The following is a 22,536-nucleotide window of genomic DNA, read 5'->3' as shown; positions in this document are numbered from 1 at the left end:
CAAGAGACGATACGAATGTTACCTAGAGCGTAACAACATCGGTCGAGCGGTCAACCGGTCCGGACTGAGCCGCTCCGGTCAGAGCTACTACTGAGGTGAAGATGACGGACGAGACTTCGGGCGCACCGGCCCTGTACGCGCCCGCGGCGAAGGGGGCCGTCGCGGTGTACCGCGGCGCGACGCTGTTCGACGGAACCGGGGAGCCGGTCCGCGGCTCGACGTCGATCGTGATCGACGGCCCGGTGATCCGTGCCGTCGGGGACGACGCCGTGATCGCCGAGAACCTGCCCGCCGATGCCCGGGTCTTCGACCTCGACGGCCGTTTCGTCGTCCCCGGTCTGATCGACTCCCACCAGCACATCGCGACGCCGCCCGACCGGCCCGCCGCCGAGGCGGTGCTGCGCCGGCTCGTCCACAGCGGGGTCACGGCCATCCGTGACATGGCCGACGACCTGCGTCAGGTCGGCGACCTCGCGAGGGCGACGCTCGTCGGGGAGATCCCCGGCCCCGACATCCGCTACGCCGCGCTGATGGCGGGCCCCGGCTTCTTCGACGACCCGCGCACCCACCAGGTGTCCCAGGGCGAGACGCCCGGCGCCGTGCCGTGGATGCAGGCGGTCACGAAGGACACCGACCTGCGGATCGCCGTCGCGCTGGCGCGCGGCACCCACGCCTCGGCGATCAAGGTGTACGCGGATCTCGACCACGAGACCGTCGCCGCGATCACCGCCGAGGCGCACCGCCAGGGCATCCCCGTCTGGGCCCACGCCACGGTCTTCCCCGCCTCGCCCTGCGAGATCGTCGAGGCCGGCGCCGACAGCGTCTCGCACGTCACCCTGCTCGCCTTCGAGGGCACGGACGAACCGCTGACCAGCTACAAGACCAAGCCGAAGGTCGACCACGAGCGGTTCGCCGCCGGCGACGACCCCCGGATCGAGGAGCTCTTCGCCCTGATGCGGCGGCGGGGCACCGTCCTCGACGCGACCGCGGGCATGTGGGCGAGCGAGGCCCTCGCGGGCGAGGGGCCCGAGGACGCGGAGCGGGCCGAGGCCAACACCGGACTCGCCGCCGTGCTCACCGCCCAGGCCCACCGCGCCGGTGTGGAGATCGCGACCGGCACGGACTACGAGACCGATGCCGCGGACCCCTTCCCCGCCCTCTTCGAGGAACTGGCCTTCCTCGTGGAGCGCTGCGGGATGACGCCCGCGCAGGTACTGCGCTCGGCCACGCTGATCGGCGCCCGCAGCGCCGGTGCCGAGGACGTCATGGGCAGCGTCGAGGCGGGCAAGCTCGCCAACTTCGTCGTCCTGGAGGACGACCCGCTGCGGGACATCGCGAACCTGCGCAGCGTCACGCTGACCGTCAAGCGGGGCCGGCGCTTCGAGCGCCGGGACTTCGACCGCGTCGCACCCGGCGCGGGACGGCCCGAGGGCGTCCGGGACCCCGGGGTCGACGGGCCCGCCCCCGTCGTCGGGACCCGCTCCGCCGTCGGGACCCACCCGGTCGCGGCGCCCCACCCCGCCGGGGCGACCGACGTCGCCGAACGGCCCCACCCCGTCGAGGAGACCCGATGACCGACCTTCCCATGATCATCAACGCGCTCGGGCAGCTCGACAATCCGAACGCTCCCCGGTCGGCCGAGGCCGCCGCGGAACTCAACCCGTCCAGCGAGCAACTGACCGTCGACGCCCGCACCCTGGCGGACGCCCATGCCTCCGGCCTCACCGCCGTCAACATCACGCTCGGCTACACGATGGGCGATCTGCCGCCCTACGAGCACACCCTGCACGAGATCGCCGTCTGGGACGGCATCATCCGGGACAACCCGGCCGACCTGCTCAAGGTCCGTACGGCCGCGGACATCCGCCGGGCCCGGGAGGAGGGCCGGATCGGTGTCGTCTACGGCTTCCAGAACGCCGTCGCGGTCGGCGAGGACACCGGGCGCGTCGCCACCTTCGCCGACCTCGGCGTCCGGGTCGTCCAGCTCACGTACAACCAGGCCAATCACATCGGTGACGGCTCCATGGCGCCGGAGAACCGGGGGCTGACCGAGTTCGGCCGGAGCCTCGTCGAGGCCCTCGACGAGCACCGTCTCATGGTCGACCTCTCCCACAGCGGTGAGCGCACGTGCCTGGAGGCCGCCAGGATCGCGCGGCGCCCCGTGTCGATCAACCACACCGGCTGCCGTGCGCTCGCCGACCTCCCCCGCAACAAGACGGACGAGGAACTGCGCCTGGTGGCCTCGCGCGGCGGCTTCGTGGGCATCTACTTCATGCCCTTCCTCAACGTGTCGGGCCACGCGACGGCCGCCGACGTCGTGGAGCACATCGTCCACGCGGTCGACGTGTGCGGCGAGGACCACGTCGGCATCGGCACCGACGGGACCGTGACGTCCATCGACGACCTGGACGCCTACCGCGCGCATCTCGCCGAGCACGTGGCCCTGCGGCGTCAGGCCGGTGTCGGGGCGGCGGGGGAGCGGGACGACACGCTTCCCTTCGTGCTCGACCTGCGCGGAGTGGACCAGTTCCGGGAGCTCGTCCGCCTCCTGGAACAGCGCGGCTACCGCTCCGGGCGCATCGAGAAGATCCTCGGCGGGAACTTCCTGGACTACGCCGACAGGGTGTGGGCCCCGGAGGTCTCCCGGTAGCCGGATTCCGGCCCCCGTGGGTTCGGTGGCCGGAGTCCGGCCCCTCGGGGGCGGGAGAGGGTGATCGCCGATTCGAGCATCATGACACTCGAATCGGTTGTACGTGCTGCGGAATCAATCGTTGAACTTTGCTCAGGAGCTGTATACGTTCGTATCGTTGCCGTATCCGCTCGCCGAACCCGTCGTCGAACCGTCGTCGACCGAGCTCGGCGACCGTGTTCACCGACAGAGGAGCCCCCGATGGACCGCACCCGCCTGCAGCAGCTCCTGGCGCGCGAGAGCGCCGAGGCCGAGCGCCGCAACCCGCGGTCCAGGGCCGCGTACGAGCGCGCGGAGCACCTGTTCGGCAGGGTCCCGATGACCTGGATGAACAAGACCGCCGGGGCCTTCCCGCGCTATCTGGACAGCGCGCGCGGCGCCCGCGTCACCGACATCGACGGCCACGAGTACATCGACTTCTGTCTCGGCGACACGGGTGCGATGGCCGGTCACTCGCCCGAGGTGGTGGCGGAGGCGGTACGGACCCGGTTCGCCGAGAGCGGCGGCGCCACCGCGATGCTGCCCACCGAGGACGCGGAATGGGTGGGCGCCGAACTCACCCGCCGCTTCGGGCTCGCGCGCTGGAGCTTCTCGCTCACCGCCACCGACGCCAACCGCTGGTCCATCCGCCTGGCGCGAGCGGTCACCGGCCGCCCGAAGATCCTGGTGAACAGCTACAGCTACCACGGCAGCGTCGACGAGTCGCTGATCGTCGTCGGCCCGGACGGGCACGGCGAGGCCCGCCCCGGAAACGTCGGCGCCCCCTGCGACGTCACCCTCACCAGCCGTGTCGCGGAGTTCAACGACCTGGCGCAGCTGGAGCGCGAGCTCGCCCACGGCGACGTCGCCGCCGTCCTCATGGAACCCGCGCTCACCAACATCGGCATCGTGCTGCCCGAGCCGGGCTACCTGGAAGGCGTCCGTGAGCTGACGCGCCGGTACGGAACCCTGCTCATCAACGACGAGACGCACACCTTCTCCGCCGGCCCCGGTGGCTGCACCGCCGCCTGGAACCTGGAGCCGGACATGCTCACCATCGGCAAGGCGATCGGTGGAGGCATTCCGGCCGGCGCCTACGGGCTCTCGGCCGAACTCGCCGACAAGCTGCTCGGCCGCGCCGATCTGGACCTGGTCGACATGGGCGGCGTCGGCGGCACCCTCGCCGGAAACGCCCTCTCCACCGCGGCGACGCGCGCGACCCTGGAACACGTCCTCACCGACGCCGCGTTCAGCGCGATGGCGAAGTTCTCCGAGCGCTTCGAGGCCGGGGTGCGGGCGGGCATCGACAAATGGAGCCTGCCGTGGTCGGTGAGCCGGCTCGGAGCCCGTACGGAATACCGGTTCGCCGACCCCGCGCCGCGCACCGGAACGGAATCGGCCGCGGCGGCCGACACCGAGCTGGAGGACTTCCTCCACCTGTACCTCGCCAACCGGGGCATCCTGCTGACCCCGTTCCACAACATGGCTCTCATGTGCCCGGCGACCACCGAGCAGGACGTGGACCGGCACACCGAGGTGTTCGCCGCCGCCCTGGCCGAACTGGCGGGCTGAACGGCGCCGTTAACCTTGGAGCGGGCCAGCCGGAGAGGAACAGCGTGGACGAGATCGACCGGGCCATCCTGCGGGAACTGCAGATAGACGGCCGTATCGCCTATGCCGAGCTCGGCCCCAAGGTCGGGCTGTCCGCGTCGGCGGCCCGCCAGCGCCTGCAGCGCCTGCTCGACTCGCAGGCGGTCCAGGTCGTCGGCGTCACCGACCCGATGGGCATGGGCGGACAGGCGATGGCCCTGCTCGGCATCGCCGTGGACGGGGATCCACGAGCGGTCGCCGACACGCTGGCCGAACGGACCGAAGTCGTCTACGCGGTGTTGACCTCGGGCGGCTTCGACCTGTTCGCCGAGGTGGTCTGCCCGGGACCGCGGGATCTGCTCGACTTCGTCAACGACGTCGTACGGCAGATCGAAGGCGTCCGGCAGGTGCAGTCGTTCCCCTACTTCGGGATCCACACGCACCGGTTCCTGTGGAACGTGGGCTGAGCCCACCGCCCCCGCCGCGACCACCGTGCCGTGCCGCCGCCACCGCGCGACGTCCTCGGCGCGGCTGCCGTACGACGTGCCCGCCGGCTACCGCGCCGTGCTCCGGGCCTCCTTCTTGCCGGGCGTGGAGATCCGCACCCCCAGCGGCCGGGCCAGACCGATCACCCCTTCGTCCAGGCGCTGCAGATGCCGCAGGACGCGGCCCGTGACCCGGTCGTGGCGGGGCGAGTCCGGGGTCTGCTGCTCCAGCATGGCGGCGAGGCTCGCCCCGGTCTCCGCGAAGCTGTCCCCGACGTCGTAGGCCACCCGGGCGACGAGCGCGTCGATGTTGTGGCTGATCCGGCGGCCCGCCAGTTTGAGCCGGGGATCCGCGGCGACCGACCTGCTGTACGGGAGGAGTTCGGCCGTCGCCGCCAGCGACCGCGCGTGATAGGCGCACGTCTCCAGCAGGGCGACGATGTAGCGGGCGGTCCGGCGGCGGGTCCGCCACGGAGTGATCGGGTGGGTGAGCGGTTTGGTGGAGGCCCGCAGATCGTCCAGAGCCGTGTCGAGTTCCCGGGCCTTGTCCAGCAGACCGAGGGAGATCCCGCCGCTCAGCTGCTCCACCGCCGCGCCGGTGACGTCCCCGAGCCGGACGAGCACGGAGGCGAGGAGTTCGTCCGTACGGCGGTCGGTGTGCACCGGAAGGACCACGGCGGCCGCGACCATCCCGCAGATCGCGCCGAGCGCCGTCTCCTCGATCCGCAGGACGAGCACCGCCGGACTGTAGGTGTTCAGCACCGTGTACAGCAGCCCCAGCATCGCCGTCACGAAGAAGGACATCAGGACGTACGACACGGGGGCGGTGAAGTACATGGCGAAGATAAACAGCAGGACCAGCGCGAACGCGGTCCAGGTGTGGTTGCCCACCACACCCGCCAGGATGACACCCGCGATCACGCCGAGGACCGTGCCCAGCAGCCGGCGATAGCCCTTGACCAGGATCTCCCCGGTCGAGGAGGTGTTCAGGAAGACGACCCAGCAGGTCAGCACGGCCCAGTACCACCGCTGCGGGGAGAGCAGTTCCCCGCCGACGATCGCCAGCGTCGACCCCACCGAGACCTGCACCGCGGCGCGGGTCGTGGGCCGGTCGAGTCCCCTGGGGGGCGGCTCGTCCCGTTCGTGTTCCTCTGCCGCGATGGAGACGTCCTCGGCGTCCAGTTCCTCTCGGGAACGTTTCGTCTCGGGGGAGTCGTCGGCCTCGTCCTGGGGACCGTCGAGCGCCAGCCGCAGCCCGAGGGCCGCGCGGGCCGCCTCTCCGATGCCGCGGAAGACGTCCTGCACGGCTGCCGGGGCGTTCGGCAGATTGTCCTCCTCCCGGTAACCGAGCAGCCGGTTGCGCAACTGGGCCACCCCGGTGCCGTGCTCACCGGAGACCGGGCCGGCCACCAGTACCCGCAGTGAATCGAGATCACGGTGCAGCGTCGCGATGGTGTCGTCGCGCTCCTGGAGCACGCCTCCCGGAGCGGGCAGCGGCGCGTGCGGCAGATGCAGGGCGAGCGTGTCGGCCTGCTCGGCGCTGCGCGCGGTGAGGATGAGGATGCCGAGCCGCTCGGCGGCGATCTCGGCCTCGGCGACGCGCCGCTGGAGCAGCGAGGCGCTCGCGCTGTCGGAGGTTCCCTCGTCCAGGCGGTCCTGGATCATCATCGCGCTCTCGTGCAGCCGCGCGGTGTGCACCCGTACGTCGTCCAGGGCCTTCTCGACGTCGTCGCGATCGGCGTCGAGCAGGTCGATCTGGACGGAGACCAACTGGGCCACGCGGGCCCGGAACGCCTTGCGCAGCCGTTTGAGGACCCGCTCGGTCGACTCGGCGACCACGCCGAAGCGCACCACGGCACTGCAGACGAAGGCGATGACCAGCGCCGCGCACAGCTCGGCGAGGGCGGAGTAGGCGGCTCCGCCGAACAGGGACAGGAAGTAGATCTGGAAGGCGATCAGCCCGAGCGCCGTGCCGCGGTCACCGTAGCGGCGGCAGTAGACCGCGACGAAGATCAGGGCGATGAAGCACACGTCGCCCGCCAGCGTATGGGTGCTCAGCACGGCGCCCAGCGACATCGCCAGGACGGCCACGGGAAGCCCGAGCGCGAGGGTGACGGCCTGCGCGCCGCGGTGCTTCTCCTTGATGGAGAAGGTGGCGACCATGGCGGTCATGGCCCCGCTCACCATGAGACTGGGGCCGGCCCCGCGCAGGGCGAGGACGACCAGGGTGAGGGCGATGGCGCCGACGGTCCGCAGTCCGGCCATGAGCCGCAGCAGACCCGGGTCGGACGCCACGAACCGGTTCCAGATCGCCGCTCGATTCGGCCGTGTCACTGTCCTCACGCTGCCGTCGTTCCCTGCTCTGCTCCCAGGTCGTGATCCGGTACTTCAGCATCGCACCATGCGGCGTCCCTCGCCGGATCTCGCCGTCCGGCCCCGACCTCGGCGGGCATGGCGCATCCCGTGGCCGGTCCCGGTGGGCACGGAGCGCATCCCGTGGCCGTCCTCCGGACGGCGGTCGAGCGCGCACCCCCTTGTGGGAGCGCTCCCAAGGAGTCAGGATGCGGTTCATGAACCCATCGCCGACCATTCGTGCCTACCGGCCCGCCGACCGTGCCGCCGTCGCCGACGTGTGCGTGAGCACCGCGGACGAGGGAGGGGATTCGCGCGCCCTGTATCCGGACGAGGAGCTGATGCCGGCCCTCTTCGCCGCGCCCTACTGTCATCTGGAGCCCGAGCTGGCCTTCGTCCTCGACGACGGGAACGGCCGGGCCGTCGGCTACGTGGTCGGCACGGGCGACACCACCGAGTTCGTCGCGCGGTTCCGCGGCACATGGATCCCCCGTGTCGCGCACCGCTATCCCGCGCCCACGAGGGAGCCGAGCACGCCCAGCGAGGTGATGGTCGGGCTGCTGCACACCCCCGAGCGGATGATCCTGCCCGAACTCGCCCGCTATCCGGCCCACTTGCACATCGATCTGCTGCCGCACTTCCAGCGGCGCGGCTACGGGAGAGGGCTCATGAACACCTTCCTCGCCGCGCTGCATGCCCGTGGGGTGCCGGCGGTCCACCTGGGCATGGTCACCGCGAACACGGCCGCGCGGGCGTTCTACGACCGTCTCGGCTTCCACGAGATCGCCGTCGCCGACCCGGGGCCGCTGACGTACCTGGGCAGGACGACGGCGGTCGAAGGCCCGGAGCACGCCGCATCTTCGTCGGCCGTCCCCCTGCCGGGAGCATCCGGGCGTCCATAGTCACTCCACCGTCACTCCACCCCGAGTCTGTCTCCGGGGGTGCCCGCCGGGCCGCTCCGGGCTCCCCGCGCGGCGGCCGGCAGCGGATAGTCGTCGACGGTCACGGAGTCGTGGAAGCGCGCGCTCCGGGTGGTGAGGCGGAGGAAGGCGCGGGCGGCACCGGTGGGCAGGGCGGAGATCAGGCGGGCGCCCTGGGCCAGCCCCCACACGCCGAGGCGGGACGTGGGGATCAGGGTCTTCGCCGCGCTCAGAGCGACCGCGCGGCTGCCGCGCACGTGCTCCGCCATCGCACGCTCGTAAGCGGGGAAGGCGCGCCGGTGGTCGCCGCCCGCCCGAGCCAGCTCTCCGGCGAGGACGTACGCGCCGACGACGGCCAGGCTGGTGCTGCCGCCGACGACCGCACCGGGGCAGTAGCCCGCGTCGCCGACGAGCGTCACCCGCCCCCGCGACCAGGTGTCCATGCGGAGCTGGGTGATCGAGTCGAAGTGGAACGCCGGGGTGTGGTCGAGCCCGTCGAGCCAGCGGTCCACGTGCGGGTGCATGCCGGTGAACGCGCCGCGCAGCAGCTCCTTGTGCCGGGCGACGTCGTGGTGGTGGCAGTCGAGCTCCCGCTCGCTGCGGAACAGGAACAACGCCCGCGCGTCCCCGAGGTGCCGCGCACCGTACAGTCCGGCGGTGCGGCCGACACCGACGTGCAGGAGGAGTTCCCCGTCGAGGCCGGGGACGCCCGGCAGGGTCAGCACCCCGAAGTAGGCCCCGCTGAAGGCGCTGAGACGGGACTCCTCACCGAAGACGAGGCGGCGCACGGTGGAGTGCAGCCCGTCCGCGCCGACGACGAGGTCGAAGCGGCGCGGCGCGGCCTTCTCGAACCTCACCTCGCCGTCGGGCGAGATCGCGGTGACCGAGTCGCCGAAGAGGTACTCGACGTCGTCGCGCGCCGCGTCGTAGTAGATCTCGCTCAGGTCGTCCCGCATGATCTCGGCGTGACGGCCGGAGGCGTCGTCGAAGATCTTGGAGAGGTCCGCCCGGACCGGGTGTCGTGAGCCCTCCCGGTGGACGGTCATCCGGTTCGTTCCGGTGGTCCGTTCCCCGATGCGCGGGAGCACGCCCATCTTCTCCGAAATGTCCATGGCGGGCCGGAACAGGTCGACCGCGTGGCCGCCGGTCCTGCGCGGAGCCGGCGCGCGCTCGACGACGGTGACGGAGAAGCCGTTCCGGGTGAGCCAGTAGGCCAGCACCGGACCGGCGACGCTCGCGCCGGAGACGAGGATCCGCATGGCAGCCCTCCCTTTCGGTCCGCCCGCACGGCGTGCGTCGCCGTGGCGGTCATGAGGCCACTGTCCGCGCCGGTACCCGCCGGTGGATTGGACGAATGTTCCCCTCAACGGGCTTACGTAGAATGGGGACATGCGGACCTTCGCGCACGGTGCGGCCACGTGGGGCGTGGCGTGCCCGGGGCGGCCAGGCCGGACGGCCGGTGTCACCATGGCCGGTTTCCGTGTCCCCGATCTGGACGCGCTCCGGATCGTCCCGCACCCGGCCGTGACGCTGCTCCTGGAGTTCGGCGCCGGCTCGCCCGTCATCGACTGTGCCGCGGGGCAGCGGCGCGGAAGCGTCGTCGCGGGGCCCGGACTCGGGTCGGCGGGCGCGGTGCGAGCGCGGGGAGAGAACGTCGAGTGCGTGCAGGTGCGCCTCTCCCCGGTCGTCGCGCGCGCGGTGCTGGGCGCGTCGCCGGCCGACCTCGACGGGGCGGTCGTGCCGCTGGAGGACCTGTGGGGCCGGGAGGTGTCACGGATCCGCGGGCAGCTCGCGGAGGCCCGGTCCTGGCAGGACCGTTTCGCGCTGACGGAGGCGCTGCTGGCCCGTCGGCGGGAGACGGGGCCGCCGGTGGACCCGGAGGTGGCCCGGGCCTGGCACCGCATCGTCGCCGGCCGCGGCCTGACCCGGGTCGACGAACTCGCGGCCGAGGTCGGGTGGAGCCGCAAGCGGCTGTGGTCACGGTTCCGGTCACAGCTCGGCCTGCCGCCCAAGCACGCCGCGAAACTGGTCCGCTTCGACCATGCCGTCCACCGGTTGGTCGCGGGTGAGGGCCCGGCCCGCGTCGCGGCCGACGGCGGCTACGCCGACCAGTCCCATCTGCACCGGGACGTCATGGAGTTCACCGGGACGACCCCCAGGACCGTGGCGGCCGAGCCGTTTCTCGCCGTCGACGACATCGCGTGGCCAGGTCGCGGAACGACCGGCACGGACCAGGACTTCGAGGGTCGCTAAGGTCCGTTCACCAACCGGTCACGGGGTCCCCCAGCACACGCGCACCGACCTGGGCGGCCAGCCACTGTGCTCGGGGGAGATTGCCGAACTTGGTCATGTGGACGAAGACCGTGTGGTCGGCGGCGGGGCGTTCCCAGTCCGCGTCGTCCGTGTGGAACACGGCTTGCACCCCTTCGCACTTCGTGTTCGCCCGGAGGTCGGGGCCGGGGCCGTCCGGCCAGACCCCCTCCCAGTCGATGGTGGCGGGCCCGGTCCCGAGGGCACTGACGAAGGACCGCTCCACCGTGTTCACGGGCATGTCGACGTCGACGAAGATCGGGAACAGCGCCTTGAGCTCCTCGTCGGCCCTCGGCAGTGTGTCGGCCCGGTATTCCTGGCTCGGCCGCCCGGGATCGAACGGATCGCCGTCGGCGTCGTAGTAGTACGCGTCCGGCAGCACCTTCGTCATGCGCCGCACGTCCTCGGCCCGCAGCAACTCGGCCGCCACCCGGACGGTCGGCTTCGACCAGGACATCAGGGCGCGCAGGCGCTGAGCCAGGGCGAACGCCTCCGTGGCACTGGTGCTTCTGAAGACGGGGTATGCCTGCGAGTTGCCCATGGCCGCAGGGTGTCATGAAGCTGATCGATCACCCGCAGGCGGGGGCGGTGCTTGCGGGGGTGAGCGGGCTGTGGCGTTTCAGCGAGGAGCGCCGGCGCACCGGGTCGGTGGACAGGGCGTCCGCCGAACCGGTGCGCCGGTGAGTGAACCTCAGCGCGCGGCCGCGGCCGTCTCCGGGGCGGCCGTGGGGCCGGTCCTGTCGTCACCGGCGGCGGCGCGGGCCGCCGGGATCACGGCGGCGATGGCGGCGGCCACCAGGGCGACGCAGCCGCCGACGACCAGGCCCGTGCGGAAGCCGCTCTCGGAGGTGAAGGTGTAACCCGCCGTGCTGGTCGTCATCTGGGCGAGGACGACGCCGATGACTGCCGCGCCGACCGAGGTGCCCAGCGAGCGCATGAGCGTGTTGAAGCCGTTCGCGGCGGCGGTCTCCGCGAGCGGGACCGAGCTCATGATCAGGGCCGGCATCGAACCGTAGGCGAGGCCGACGCCGCTGTTGATGACCATGCCGGTGAGCATGAGACCCCAGGGCGTTCCCATGAGGACCAGTGCGAGGCCGTAGCCGAGGGCGATGACGAGGACGCCGCTGATCAGGGTGAACTTGGGGCCTCGGGCGTCCGTCAGCTTCCCGCCGAGCGGGGAGACGATCATCATCATGATGCCGCCGGGTGCCATCCACAGGCCCGCCGCGAGCATCTTCTGGCCCAGGCCGTAGCCGGTAGCCTCGGGGAACTGGAGCAGCTGCGGGATGATCAGCATGCTGGCGTACATGCCGAATCCGACGAAGATCGAGGCCACGTTCGTGAGCAGGACCCGGGGACGGGCGGTGGTGCGCAGGTCGATCAGCGGGTCCTGGGTGCGCGTCTCCCAGACGGCCCAGGCGATCAGGACCGCCACGGCGGTGGTGAACAGCCCGAGGGTCGTCGCGGAACCCCAGCCCCAGTCGGCGCCCTTGGAGACGCCGAGGAGCAGGCAGACCAGTCCGGCGCCGAGTCCGAGCGCGCCGAGGACGTCGAAGCGCTGACCCTTGGCGCCGGCCGGCACGTCCGGGATGAGGAACCAGATCAGCGTTCCGATCGCCACGGCGAGCACGGCGGAGCCCCAGAACAGCACGCGCCAGTTCGCGTACTGGGCGACCGCGGCGGAGATGGGCAGGCCGAGGCCGCCGCCGATGCCCATCGAGGCGCTGACCAGCGCGATGGAGGAACTCAGCTTCTCCGCGGGCACCACGTCACGCAGCAGGGCGATGCCCAGTGGCACCATGCCCATGCCCATGCCCTGCAGGCCCCGCCCGACGATCATCGGGACGACCGACGAGGAGAGCGCGCACACCACGGATCCGGCCACGAGCGGGACGGAACAGGCGAGCAGCATCCGCCGCTTGCCCAGCAGGTCGCCCAGACGGCCGGAGACCGGGACGCAGACGGCCGCGACCAGCAGGGTCACGGTGATCACCCAGGCGGAGTTCGCGGGCGTGGTGTGCAGGATCTGCGGCAGCTCGGCGATGAGCGGAGTGACCAGCGTCTGCATGATGGCCGCCACGGTGCCGGCGAGGGCGAGCGTGGCGACCACGCCGCCCGCTCGGGCGGAAGGTTGGGGGGCGTCCATGGGGGACTCCTCGGGTCTGTCTGCGGGCAAGGGATGTGCATCGTACATGTCTTATGTATCGCGCATGAGGTGTGGCTTATGCATGTGATGTGGCTTGTGCACGCGGATGTGGGAGCATGGACCCGGGCCGCACCGACATGCGCGGGACGCGCGGCTCAAGAGGACGGCGGGAGGCGGCAGGCGGATGGTCAGGCCCACACACGAGGTCGAGTACGAGCAGATGCTGCTCAGCCGCCATGGATGGATGAACCACCGGGGCGGCCGGACCAAGGACGGCGTCCTGGAGCGCAGCGCGTACATCCTGCTCAGCCGTATCCGGATCCAGGGGCCGATGTCGATCGGTGAACTGAGCGACGCCTTCGGGCTGGACGCCTCCACCCTCAACCGGCAGACGGCCGCGGCGATGCGCGCCGGGCTGGTCGAACGCATCCCCGACCCCGACGGCGGCATGGCCCGCAAGTTCCGCATCACGGACGAGGGGGCGCGGCTGCTCGACGAGGAGCGGCAGGGGCTCATCAGTTCCCTGGACCGCGTCATGGCCGACTGGCCGGAGGAGGACATCGCCGCCTTCGCCGCCTACCTGAGGCGTTTCAACACCGACATCGAGCGCATCGGCGGACGTCCCTGGCCGCGCCCCTGACGTGCGCTCCGGCCGCCGCCGTACCGAAACCGCGCGTCGGCCCCGGGCCTCGGCGCGGAAATCCCGGTGACGCGTCCACGTGCCGCCTTCTACGCTCACCCGCATGAACAGCGCCGGGGGACTGCTCAACGTCGTGGATGTCGAGGCGACCTGCTGGGAGGGCGCGCCTCCGCCCGGTGCCGTGAGCGAGATCATCGAGATCGGTCTGACGGTCGTCGACCTGGACCGGGGCGTCCGGGTGGAGAAGCACCGCCTCCTGGTGCGGCCCGCGCGGTCGGCCGTCAGCGAGTTCTGCACCGAGCTCACCGGGCTGACGCAGGGCGAGGTCGAGCAGGGGCTCGAATTCGCCGACGCCTGCCGCGTGTTGGCCGCACGGCATCGTACGGGGGAGCGGCCGTGGGCGAGTTGGGGCGACTACGACCGTCATCAGTTCACCCGTCAGTGCGCCGCGACGGCGACCGCGTACCCCTTCGGCCGCCGCCACACCAACGCGAAGGCGGTCTTCACCGCCGCCCACGGCCTGCGGAAGCGGCCCGGGATGGCACAGGCCCTGCGCCTGGCCGAACTGCCCCTGGAGGGCAGGCATCACCGGGGCGAGGACGACGCCTGGAACATCGCCGCGCTCGTCCTCGACCTGGCGGGGCGCGGGACCTGGCCGGATGCGGCCCCTGAAGGTCTCTGACGTCCGGCGGCCCCTGTCGCCCGGATGCCGTCCCGGTGGTTCGGTCCCGGCGTCAGCCGTTCTTTCCGGCGTCCCGGGCCGCCTGCTCCAGCCTGGCCCGGTACTCCTCCCACCATGCCGGGTCGCCCGGCATCATGCTGTCGTTCCCCTCGTTCATCCCGACGGCGCCGTCGATGAGTTCGCGGATGACGTCGGCGTGCCCGGCGTGCCGCTGCGTGTCGGCGATCACGCGGACGACCGCGTGATGCAACGTCACCTCGTCCTTGCCGGCGGGCCACCACGGCACCCTGCCGACCGTCTCCAGCGGCAGCGCCTCGATCGTCGCGTCGGCGTGCGCCCATGCCCGGCGGTAGAGCCCCACGACGAACTCACGTGACTCGTCCGCGGTGGCCCACATGTCCCCGTTCGTCTCGCCGGCGTGCTCCAGCCAGGGCAGCGGTTCACCGGACGGCCGTCCGAAGGTGTCACCGAGGTAGCCCAGTTCCACGGTCGCCACGTGCTTGACCAGACCGAGGAGGTTGGTCCCGGTCGGGGTGAACGGGCGGCGGACGTCGTACTCCGAGAGCCCCTCGAGCTTCCAGACCAGGGCGTCACGAGCGGACTGCAGATAGCGGTGGAGGTCGGCCTTGGGGTCCGGTGAGGTCATGGCGTCCAGTCTGCCGCCCCCACGCGCCCCGGCCGCCGTTTTCCGGTTTCCGCGGTGACCCTGGACCGAGTAGGGTCACCTGCGTGAACACCGGACCGGCGCCACGCCACACACGGATCGGCAATCCGGTGGAGGGCTGATCGCGCGGTGGGCGCGCCGAAGGCCCCCTCTTCGTCCGGCACGCGGACCTCCTGGTGCTTGTGCACCGCGAGTCCCTTTCCGTGTCGAGCAGAATCGAGGCCGGCCTCATGACCGTCACCTTCAATCACACCATCATCGCGTCCAAGGACCGCCACCGGTCGGCACGCTTCTTCCGGGAGCTGCTGGAACTGCCGGAGGCGCCGTCCTGGGGGCCGTTCACCAACGTCCAGCTCTCCGACGGCGTGCTCCTGCAGTTCGCCGAGCCCCCGGTGGACATCCAGATGCAGCACTACGCGTTCCTGATCGACGACGAACTCTTCGACCGCGCGTACCGGCGGCTCCGTGACGACGGCGTCGAGCACTGGGCCGATCCCCAGATGCGACGCGCGGGCGAGATCAACGACGAGCACGGCGGCCGGGGCGTGTACTTCAAGGACCCGGCCGGTCACGCGATCGAGCTGATCACCCGCCCGTACCTGTAGCCGGCGGAGCCCAGCCGGGGGCGCCGGACACGGTGCACCCGGCCGGGCAGCCGGTCGACCCGGTACGCGGGGCGCGGTACGCCGGGACCGGTGCGCCGGAGTGCGGCCGGTTCACCCCGATGGGTTGTTTTGTGGCGGGTTGTGGTGAACGGAGCGTGGATGTCGGTGTCTTGGGGACAACCTGGGCGTACGCGCAACGCCGTCATCGAGGAGTGCCGCCGTGTCCGATGTCGTCTTCACAGCGGATTTCGCCTCGCCCCGGCAATGGGTCGCCGGCCATTCCTGGGCCTATCCCGACGGCGGTCCGGTCAACCCGGACGACGGCAAACTCGACCATCTGGTGACCGACCCCGCCTACTGCCGGACGGGCCGTTTCCGGGCCACCCGGCGACCGGACGGTGACTGGGACGCGGGCCTCCTTACCACCGAGGGCAGCGCGGACGGCTTCATGGTCCGTACGGGAGACGTGCTGGAGACGCGGGTCAAGCTGCCGACGGTGACCGGCGCCTGGCCGGCCGTCTGGACGTGGCGGGACGGCGGTCAGGAGATCGACGTCTTCGAGTACCACCCCGACAACCCGGACCTGCTCGAACTGTCCAACCACGTGCGCAACACGCACCGTTACCACCGGCACCAGGACATCGCGCCGGGTGCCTGGGTCGACTTCAAGGTGGAGTTCGGCGCCCACCGCGTCGTGTGGTGGGTCAACGGAGTCCAGGCCTTCGACGACCGCCGCGGAGTGGGCAGGTCCTGGCACGCCTATCTCATCGTCAACCTGTCCGTGTGCGCCGGGCGTTACCACCCGCCGCCGCCCCCCGAGGTGTCGGAGATGGACTTCGAGGTGGCCCGTCTGACGGTCCGCAGGCCCCCGGCCGGCGGGCCCTTCCCCGCGACGGTGGAGTACGAGGCAGGTCTTCTCGATTGACGCGCATCGTGAACCCCGACCGGGAACCGGGCCTCGGCAGGTGCATCCGCCGAGGCCCTCGGCGCGGAAGTACGGCATCAGAAGCGACGCTGCGCTCGTGCGCGTCGCGCCGACAGGTGCCGAGGGTCATGCCGAATCCGCAGCCGGGGCGGGACGTCCCCGAGACCGCCTATGTCAGTCACGTCGGCAACTGCCGTACGTGCCAACGGGAGTCGGGACGCTGCCCGCAGGCCACCCGCCTCTGGCGTTTCTACCAGGAATGGCGCAACAACTACCGGGCCCGGCCCGAGGACGACGACTGACGGCGCGGACCGGGGACGGGCCGCCGTCGCCGCGTACGATCTGCCCGCCTGCCGGTGACCGGTAACCGGCGGTCGCTGGGCGGTGGCCGGTGGCCGGTGGTCACCGTCCGGTGAGACGATCCCTCCTCACGGTCCGGTGCGAGGCGTCGAGAAGCGCCGTGAAGGTGGAGAGGTGTCATGCGAGACTCTGTGCGGATGTCCGCCGATGACGTGTCCCGGCCCGCGGCGGCCGGCGCCCCCGCGGCGCTGCGGCCGTGCCGTGCCGTCCGTCCGGACGCGGCCCCGGCGCGTGCCGCCGTACTGATCCTGCACGGTGGCGCCGCGGACAGCAAAGCCCCGTTGCGGCCGTGGAACGTCGCACGCGCACGGATGCGGCCCTTCGCGCGCTCCGTGACGCGGGCCCTGCCGGACGAGGACACCTTCGTCGGGCAGGTGCGCTACCGCTACCGGGGATGGAACGGCGCGGACGCCGATCCCGTCGCCGACGTCCTGCGGGCACTGGACGAACTCACCCGACTGGTGGGGGAGGTACCGGTCGTGCTCGTGGGCCACTCGATGGGCGGGCGCGCCGCCCTGCGGGCCGCGGCCGCGCCGCAGGTCCGGGCCGTGGTGGCGCTGGCGCCCTGGTGCCCGGAGGGTGAGCCGGTCGCCCACCTCCGGGACAGGCGCGTGATCGTGCTGCACGGCGACCGGGACCGCGTGACCGATCCGGCGGAGTCGTTCGCGTTCGTCCGCCGGGCCGTGGAGGCGGGCTCCTCCGCGAGCGCCGTACGGGTCGCGGGCGGTGACCACGCGATGCTCCGGCGCGCGCGGACCTGGCATCGGGCCACGGGAGAGGCGGTCGCCGATCTGGTGACCCGGATCGCCGCCGGACTCGACCCGCTCCCCGCCGAACGGCCGGGCGGGGAGCCCGGCGTTCTCTAGCGCCGCGGTATCAGGGAGTGTCGAGCCGGTCGTCGGGGTCCGGAGTGGGGGAGAAGGGGCGCCGGGAGCCGGACGTCGGCCGGGCGGCGGACGTGGGAAGCGGGGCGCCCGTCGACGGATCCCAGCTCAGGATCCACTCGAAGTCGCGTTGCAGCCGACGGGCTTCGCTGCGCACGAGCGTCGGTATGTCGCCGCGTTCGGAGATCAGTTGGGCATAGATCGGCGCATCGTGCACGTGGGGATCCTCGACTCGCTCTGGTGGTCTGACGTGCCTCGACGGTACGGCCGGGGCGTGGCCGCAGCGGTCATCCGGCCAGCTCGGCCAGAACCGGTCAAGGTGTGACAGGCGGGCGCCGTCCATGTCGAACGACATGTCAGGGAACGCCAGTTCTGTGCACACTTCCGACACATCCGCGACGGCCGGGTGTCCGACCGGCGGGTCGGGGCGAACCGGGACGGGCCGGGACCGTCGGTGCGGACGGGAATCGGGACGGAACGCATCGCACCACCGGACGGGATTCGGAACCGGGCCCGGACGGGGAATCGGTGCCGGATCGCCCCAACGCGCGTGCTCAGCCGCCTTTTCGAGCACGGCGTGTGTCCTCGCCGTCGCGCTGCGGGGTGGTGCGACGAAGGTCACGAAAATGTATCGGACATCTGGGACGTGGATCTTCACATCGGGTGCACAACATGGCTAAGTTGGCGACCGGGTCGCCCGATTCCCTCCGGCGGAGTTCGCCGGGCGGTGCGCCCTCCGCCGAGTCCTGCTGTCCGCGCGGCAGCGGGAGCCGGGGACCCACCGAACCTGGGGTGAATCGACCAACTGTCTTACGGGGCAGGGGTCGTAGGGCATACCTTCCGGAATCGTCCGCCCGAACCCGACAGCTAACCCGGTAGGCGGACGACGGAAGGAGCACCACTCCATGGCGCCGGAACGCACCCCGCCCAGCGGCGAAGAAGTCGCCCGACGGCTCTCGTCCCTCTACGACCAGGCGGAGCTCGCCACCGGTAACTTCAACGGGACCCGCGCCTCGGCGAATCTCAGTCGCGGGCCGGGCCGACGGGGTTCCGGCCGGGGAGGCGGGAGTTCCGAACCTGCCCAGGAAGACCTGATGCGGCAGTGGTTCGACGGGGCGCGGTCCCGTTACGGACCCTCGGCCCCGGCCGCGCTTCCGGCCGACCGGCTGCCGGACCGCGGCGGCGCAGGCGCCCGTCCGAAGGAGGGCGCGCGAGGTTCCAAGGGGTCCTCGGACCTTCCGACGGTGTACGAGCTGGAGCAGATCATCCGGCCCGTCGCCGAGCTGACCGCGGCCCCGATGCGGGAGCTGACCGCAGGACCCGCTTCGGAATCCGCCGCGCGCCCCGCCCTGGAACTGACCGCGGGTCCGGGGGCCGAGGCCATGACCGGTGGCGCCCCGGCGGTGCCGGGAGCCGGGACGGCGGTCCGCGCGGCACTTCCGGCGGGGGCCGCCTCGGCCGCCCCGTCGCAGAAGTCCCCGCTGCACGACAGGAAGCAGACGGCCCGCCGCAAGATCGCCGCCGCGCAGGAGCTGATGTCGCGGCACGCGGCACGGCAGAGCATGCCCGTCGCGCAGGCGCCGACGGTGGAGTACCGGCCGGCGCAGGAACCCCGGCTCCCGTCCTTCGCGCCGACTGCCCCGTCCGCCGCGTTCCCGCCGGCTTCTCAGGCGCCCGCGTTCCCGCCGGCGCCCCAGCGCACGGCGTACGAACAGGCGCCCCAGCCGACCGCGTTCCAGACGGGCTCGATGCCCCAGGTCTTCGAGACGGGGTCGATGCCCCAGGTCTTCGAGACGGGGTCCATGCCCCGCGCGTACCAGTCGGCGCCCCCGCCGACCGCGTTCCAGCAGGCGCCCCAGCCGACCGCGTTCGAGACGGGCTCGATGCCGCAGGTCTTCGAGACGGGGTCGATGCCCCAGGTCTTCGAGACGGGGTCCATGCCCCGTGCGTACGAACCGGCGCCCCCGGCCGCGGAGTACAAGTCGGTGCTCCTGCCCCTCTCGTACGAGGTGCCGGCCCCGGCCCCCGAGACCAGATCGGTTCTTCTCCCGCTCTCGTACGAGACGGCGACCCGACCCAGCGGGTATCAGCCGGCTCCGACGCCTCCGGTGAGCGAGCCGGTGCCCCAGCCCCTTGCTTACGAGTCCGCGCCCCAGCCCCCCGCGTACGAGTCCGCGCCCCGGGCCGCCGCCTACCCCTCGGCCCCCGTGCCCCCGGTGAGCGAACCGGCCCCCCAGGCCCCCGGTCCGGTCGCGTACCGGTCGGCTCCCATGCCCCCGATGAGCGAGCCCGCGCCCCCTGCCCCCGCGTACGAGCCCCGCGCGGCCGCCTACCCGTCGGCTCCCATGCCCCCCGCGAACGAGCCCGCGGTGCCCCCGGCGCCGCCCGCCGAGGACGCCTGGCGGCAGTCGTTGCGGCAGACCGGGGGGCAGCAGGCGTGGCCGGCCGCCCCCGGGGCCGTCGACACGAATCCGGGGTTCGACATCGACAGCCTCGTCGCCGCCGCCCCGCCGGTCGTGGGACACGACAGCCGGGCCGCGGAGGCGGTCGCCTTCGCCCGTGCGCAGGTGGGCAGGCCGTGCGTGTGGGGTGCCTCCGGACCCGGTTCGTACGACCCCTCCGGTCTCACCCAGGCGGCCTGGAAGAGCACCGGGGTCATGCTCCCGCGTGCGATCGAGGACCAGGCGCGGATCGGCCCGGCGATCGACCTGACCGCCATCCAGCCCGGGGACCTGGTCTTCTTCCACGCCAACGTGAGCCACGTCGGTCTCTACGCGGGCGACGGCATGATGGTCCACGCGCCGAGCCCCGGAGCGCGGATCACCGAGGAGTCGGTCGAGTACGCCGGGCGGGCGGCCATCCACAGCGTCGTACGGCCGGTCTGAGTCCCGCGGTCGTCTCGGGCGCGACGGCGTCCGGGGGCCGCGGTCGTCCGCGGGAGCGCCGGGCCGGCCGCCTCAGAATTCCCGGTCGATCCCGGTGACGGCGGCAGGTCCCAGCGGGGCGTCGTCGGCGGACAGACCGCTGTCCCGGAGAGCGCCGGAGACGAGCCGTACGGCCTCGGCCTCGGCGCTTCTGCGGTCCGCCGCCTCGACCTCGAGCCGGACGGAGAACCTGTTGCCCTCGTCGACGGTCAGCAGGCTCAGCTCCTCGCTCTCGCCCAGGTCCGTGTTCTGCGGGTCCTGAGGGCGAAGCCTGCGTTCCACGTCGGCACGGGAGGCGTCTGGCAGGCCGTGGACGAACGTCCCGGGAACGGTGATGACGTAGGTGGTCACAGGAACTCCTCGTGCGGGCGGCGCGCGGACCTGAAGCGCGCTCGGCTGGGTGATCGCCCGTATACCCCGCATTGTGCCGGGCATCCGGATCTTCTTCGCGTCGGGCGGAGCCGCCGTGCGGTGACCGTGTCCGGCGGTCCCCGCCGCCCGGTGATCGCGTGGCGATACGGTCCCCCCATGGCTGACGCTAGGTTGACCACCGCCTCGTATCTCGTCCTCGGCATCATCGACAAGCTGGGCGAGGCCAGCGCGTACGACGTGAAAGGGGAGGCGGCGCGGACGATCGCGCCCTTCTGGTCGGTGCCGCACGCGCAGGTGTACGCGCAGTGCGACCGCCTCCTCGACGCCGGGCTCCTGTCCCGGGTGCGGCAGGAGAGCGGTCGCAACCGCAGGGTGCTGACGCTGACGGAGCAGGGCAGGGCGGCCCTGCGGGGGTGGCTGGACGACCCGGCGTTCGTCCCGGTGGAGGCCCGGGAGCGCGGCATCCTCAAGCTGTGGTTCGGCGGCCGGCCCGACGTCCTCGCTCCCGTGCAGCACGAGGAGCACCGCCGCACCCTGGGCGAGTACGAGGAACTCGCCGGGACGGTCGGGGACTTGCTCACGCGCGGGCAACGGGACGCGCTGGAGTTCGGCATCCGCTACGAGCGGATGATGATCGACTTCTGGCAATGGGTGCAGCACCGGGACGAGGGCGCGACAGACCGTTGACCCCGGCGGTGGACGGCCCTACCGTCTCGATAGTCCAAACGAGACTATCGAGGGCCGGGTCGGTCGCGGCCACGAGCAGGGAGTCGTCGTGCGTCGTCCAACGGGCACCACCTGGCGCCGCCTCGCCGTCATCGCCGTGTCGGCCGTGTGCGTGGGCTACGCGCCGATCGCGATGACCGAGCTGTGGCCGTACGCGCGCCCCGGCGCACCGGCGTACGGCGAGTGGATCCTGGCCCACGTGGTCTCGCCGCGGTACGTGGCCGACGCGCTGGCCACCCGGATCGGTCCGTACCGCCACAGCCTCGTACCGATGATCGTGCACTCCGTGCTCGGCGGTGTGCTCATGCTGCTGGGCCCCGCGCAGGTGATCACCGCCGTGCGCAGGCGCGTGCGGCTCCACCGGGCGCTCGGGGTCCTCTTCGCGGTCACCGTGTACGCCTCGATGGCGGGCGCCGGGATCTACCTGGCGCGCACGGCGCCCGAGGACGCCTTCAGCGGCGCCGCCTTCTGGATCGTGCTCGCGACCATCCTCCTGGGCACCGTCATGAGCGTCACGTTCGGTGTGCTCGCCGCCGTCGGCGGATTCCCCGACCTGCACCAGCGCTGGATGCTGCTCTGCTACGGCTTCCTGCTGACCGCCCCGCTGCTCCGGTTCGAGTGGGGCGGCCTGCCGCTGATCCTGCCCGGACTGTCCATGGCCGAGATCAACCAGCTGGCCACCATGCACCTGGGGTCCGTCGTCGCCTTCGGCGCCCTGATCGCCTCGCGCTCCCTCGACCGGCGCAGGACGGTCGCCGGGGTGTCCGGGTCCTGGGCGCCCGTGCCCGTCCTGGTCCTCGCCCACCTGGCCGGGGCCGCCGCGCTGGCCTGGATCACGCGCGCCTCGCTCGCGCACGGCAGCCAGGGGCGCCGGCTCCTGCTCGCCTATGCCCTGCCGTACGCCGTCACGTACGCGCTGACGGCCCTGCGCGCGAGCCGCGCAGGGCGGGAGGGGCGTCTCTGGGCGCGCGAGGAGTGGCGGCTGCACTGGGTGGCCCTGTGTCTGGCGCCGGTCCTGTCGGTCGGGGCCGCTCCGCTCTTCGAACGGTCCCTGGGACTCGACGGGCTCACGGCCCTGGCCGCGGGGGTGGCGATCGGCTGCGGCGTGATGGCGGTCACGGCGACCCTGACCGTGAGCGTACGCGTCATGTACGCGCGGGAGGTCCTCAAGAGGGCCGTGCCCGCGCCCGGTTCGGCCGCCCGGCTCTCCGCGCCGGTCCCGTAGCTCCTCGTCCGCCGGCGGACGGTGCTCCTCGGCCGCCGCCTCCGGCATCGGCGCGCCC

Annotated in this window: 23 protein-coding genes and 1 riboswitch; of the genes, 16 read left to right on the top strand and 7 right to left on the bottom strand. The window is 72.2% G+C overall.

The features are described from left to right. The first annotated feature begins 101 nt into the window (after positions 1–101). The 4 genes from ACH4S8_RS07190 to ACH4S8_RS07175 all read left to right on the top strand — a co-directional run bounded on the left by ACH4S8_RS07190 (position 102) and on the right by ACH4S8_RS07175 (position 4,725). A complete protein-coding gene (locus ACH4S8_RS07190; protein ID WP_398391677.1) occupies positions 102–1,574 on the top strand; it encodes an amidohydrolase family protein in 1,473 nt (490 codons plus the stop codon). Then, positions 1,571–2,650, top strand: a complete 1,080-nt coding sequence (locus ACH4S8_RS07185) for a dipeptidase (RefSeq protein ID WP_398391676.1) — start codon at positions 1,571–1,573, stop codon at positions 2,648–2,650. Before ACH4S8_RS07190 ends, ACH4S8_RS07185 begins: the two co-directional genes overlap by 4 nt. A gap of 240 nt (positions 2,651–2,890) precedes the next feature. Further along, on the top strand, positions 2,891–4,240 hold the full coding sequence (locus tag ACH4S8_RS07180; protein WP_398391675.1) for a transaminase: 1,350 nt from the start codon (positions 2,891–2,893) through the stop codon (positions 4,238–4,240). A 44-nt stretch (positions 4,241–4,284) separates the two neighbouring features. Next, positions 4,285–4,725: an Lrp/AsnC family transcriptional regulator gene (locus tag ACH4S8_RS07175; RefSeq protein ID WP_398391674.1), complete on the top strand. Its 441-nt coding sequence runs from the start codon at positions 4,285–4,287 to the stop codon at positions 4,723–4,725. Positions 4,726–4,812: 87 nt separating this feature from the next. Here the strand turns inward: ACH4S8_RS07175 and ACH4S8_RS07170 are convergent, their stop codons facing one another. Then, complete coding sequence (locus ACH4S8_RS07170) at positions 4,813–7,086, bottom strand: FUSC family protein (protein WP_398391673.1); 2,274 nt, start codon at positions 7,084–7,086, stop codon at positions 4,813–4,815. Between the two features lie 227 nt (positions 7,087–7,313). Between ACH4S8_RS07170 and ACH4S8_RS07165 the strand changes: the two genes are divergently transcribed. Next, on the top strand, positions 7,314–7,997 hold the full coding sequence (locus tag ACH4S8_RS07165; protein WP_398391672.1) for a GNAT family N-acetyltransferase: 684 nt from the start codon (positions 7,314–7,316) through the stop codon (positions 7,995–7,997). Positions 7,998–8,008: 11 nt separating this feature from the next. Here the strand turns inward: ACH4S8_RS07165 and ACH4S8_RS07160 are convergent, their stop codons facing one another. Further along, complete coding sequence (locus ACH4S8_RS07160) at positions 8,009–9,274, bottom strand: FAD-dependent monooxygenase (protein WP_398391671.1); 1,266 nt, start codon at positions 9,272–9,274, stop codon at positions 8,009–8,011. Between the two features lie 130 nt (positions 9,275–9,404). Here ACH4S8_RS07160 and ACH4S8_RS07155 point away from each other — a divergent pair, with 130 nt between their 5' ends. Continuing rightward, on the top strand, positions 9,405–10,268 hold the full coding sequence (locus ACH4S8_RS07155) for a helix-turn-helix domain-containing protein (protein WP_398391670.1): 864 nt from the start codon (positions 9,405–9,407) through the stop codon (positions 10,266–10,268). A gap of 7 nt (positions 10,269–10,275) precedes the next feature. Here the strand turns inward: ACH4S8_RS07155 and ACH4S8_RS07150 are convergent, their stop codons facing one another. Continuing rightward, a complete protein-coding gene (locus ACH4S8_RS07150; RefSeq protein WP_398391669.1) occupies positions 10,276–10,866 on the bottom strand; it encodes a hypothetical protein in 591 nt (196 codons plus the stop codon). A gap of 14 nt (positions 10,867–10,880) precedes the next feature. Between ACH4S8_RS07150 and ACH4S8_RS07145 the strand changes: the two genes are divergently transcribed. Then, complete coding sequence (locus ACH4S8_RS07145) at positions 10,881–11,009, top strand: hypothetical protein (protein WP_398391668.1); 129 nt, start codon at positions 10,881–10,883, stop codon at positions 11,007–11,009. Positions 11,010–11,016: 7 nt separating this feature from the next. Here ACH4S8_RS07145 and ACH4S8_RS07140 read toward each other — a convergent pair whose 3' ends face one another. Further along, the gene (locus ACH4S8_RS07140) at positions 11,017–12,471 is read right to left on the bottom strand and encodes an MFS transporter (protein ID WP_398391667.1); all 1,455 of its coding nucleotides are present in this window, start codon (positions 12,469–12,471) and stop codon (positions 11,017–11,019) included. Positions 12,472–12,655: 184 nt separating this feature from the next. Between ACH4S8_RS07140 and ACH4S8_RS07135 the strand changes: the two genes are divergently transcribed. Next, positions 12,656–13,111 carry a MarR family winged helix-turn-helix transcriptional regulator gene (locus ACH4S8_RS07135; protein ID WP_398391666.1) on the top strand — a complete coding sequence of 152 codons (456 nt, stop codon included), beginning with the start codon at positions 12,656–12,658 and terminating at the stop codon, positions 13,109–13,111. Between the two features lie 103 nt (positions 13,112–13,214). Then, positions 13,215–13,793, top strand: coding sequence for an exonuclease domain-containing protein (locus ACH4S8_RS07130; protein ID WP_398391665.1), 579 nt, complete (start codon positions 13,215–13,217; stop codon positions 13,791–13,793). 52 nt (positions 13,794–13,845) lie between these two features. On the opposite strand, the gene ACH4S8_RS07125 is transcribed toward ACH4S8_RS07130, so the two are convergent. After that, the gene (locus tag ACH4S8_RS07125) at positions 13,846–14,439 is read right to left on the bottom strand and encodes a DinB family protein (RefSeq protein ID WP_398391664.1); all 594 of its coding nucleotides are present in this window, start codon (positions 14,437–14,439) and stop codon (positions 13,846–13,848) included. Positions 14,440–14,687: 248 nt separating this feature from the next. On the opposite strand from ACH4S8_RS07125, the gene ACH4S8_RS07120 reads away from it, so the two are divergent. From ACH4S8_RS07120 to ACH4S8_RS07105, 4 genes are all read left to right on the top strand, one after another. Then, on the top strand, positions 14,688–15,062 hold the full coding sequence (locus ACH4S8_RS07120) for a VOC family protein (RefSeq protein WP_398391663.1): 375 nt from the start codon (positions 14,688–14,690) through the stop codon (positions 15,060–15,062). A 220-nt stretch (positions 15,063–15,282) separates the two neighbouring features. After that, the gene (locus ACH4S8_RS07115; RefSeq protein ID WP_398391662.1) at positions 15,283–15,987 is read left to right on the top strand and encodes a beta-glucanase; all 705 of its coding nucleotides are present in this window, start codon (positions 15,283–15,285) and stop codon (positions 15,985–15,987) included. A gap of 128 nt (positions 15,988–16,115) precedes the next feature. After that, complete coding sequence (locus ACH4S8_RS07110; protein ID WP_398391661.1) at positions 16,116–16,289, top strand: hypothetical protein; 174 nt, start codon at positions 16,116–16,118, stop codon at positions 16,287–16,289. Between the two features lie 195 nt (positions 16,290–16,484). Continuing rightward, positions 16,485–17,213: an alpha/beta hydrolase gene (locus ACH4S8_RS07105; protein WP_398391660.1), complete on the top strand. Its 729-nt coding sequence runs from the start codon at positions 16,485–16,487 to the stop codon at positions 17,211–17,213. A 10-nt stretch (positions 17,214–17,223) separates the two neighbouring features. Here the strand turns inward: ACH4S8_RS07105 and ACH4S8_RS07100 are convergent, their stop codons facing one another. After that, on the bottom strand, positions 17,224–17,448 hold the full coding sequence (locus tag ACH4S8_RS07100; RefSeq protein WP_398391659.1) for a hypothetical protein: 225 nt from the start codon (positions 17,446–17,448) through the stop codon (positions 17,224–17,226). 510 nt (positions 17,449–17,958) lie between these two features. Next, positions 17,959–18,129, top strand: a riboswitch (cyclic di-AMP (ydaO/yuaA leader). Positions 18,130–18,136: 7 nt separating this feature from the next. Here ACH4S8_RS07100 and ACH4S8_RS07095 point away from each other — a divergent pair. Beyond that, positions 18,137–20,116, top strand: coding sequence for an NlpC/P60 family protein (locus tag ACH4S8_RS07095; protein ID WP_398391658.1), 1,980 nt, complete (start codon positions 18,137–18,139; stop codon positions 20,114–20,116). A gap of 72 nt (positions 20,117–20,188) precedes the next feature. On the opposite strand, the gene ACH4S8_RS07090 is transcribed toward ACH4S8_RS07095, so the two are convergent. After that, positions 20,189–20,506, bottom strand: a complete 318-nt coding sequence (locus tag ACH4S8_RS07090) for a hypothetical protein (RefSeq protein ID WP_398391657.1) — start codon at positions 20,504–20,506, stop codon at positions 20,189–20,191. 177 nt (positions 20,507–20,683) lie between these two features. Here ACH4S8_RS07090 and ACH4S8_RS07085 point away from each other — a divergent pair, with 177 nt between their 5' ends. Next, positions 20,684–21,214 carry a PadR family transcriptional regulator gene (locus ACH4S8_RS07085; RefSeq protein ID WP_398391656.1) on the top strand — a complete coding sequence of 177 codons (531 nt, stop codon included), beginning with the start codon at positions 20,684–20,686 and terminating at the stop codon, positions 21,212–21,214. An 88-nt stretch (positions 21,215–21,302) separates the two neighbouring features. Next, positions 21,303–22,478, top strand: coding sequence for a DUF2306 domain-containing protein (locus tag ACH4S8_RS07080; RefSeq protein ID WP_398391655.1), 1,176 nt, complete (start codon positions 21,303–21,305; stop codon positions 22,476–22,478). The last annotated feature ends 58 nt before the right edge of the window (positions 22,479–22,536 follow it).

The organism is Streptomyces sp. NPDC021080 (assembly GCF_044333225.1).
GTDB lineage: Bacteria > Actinomycetota > Actinomycetes > Streptomycetales > Streptomycetaceae > Streptomyces.
The sequence above is the reverse complement of the archived record's forward strand: the minus strand, read 5'-3'. Positions and strand labels throughout refer to the sequence as shown.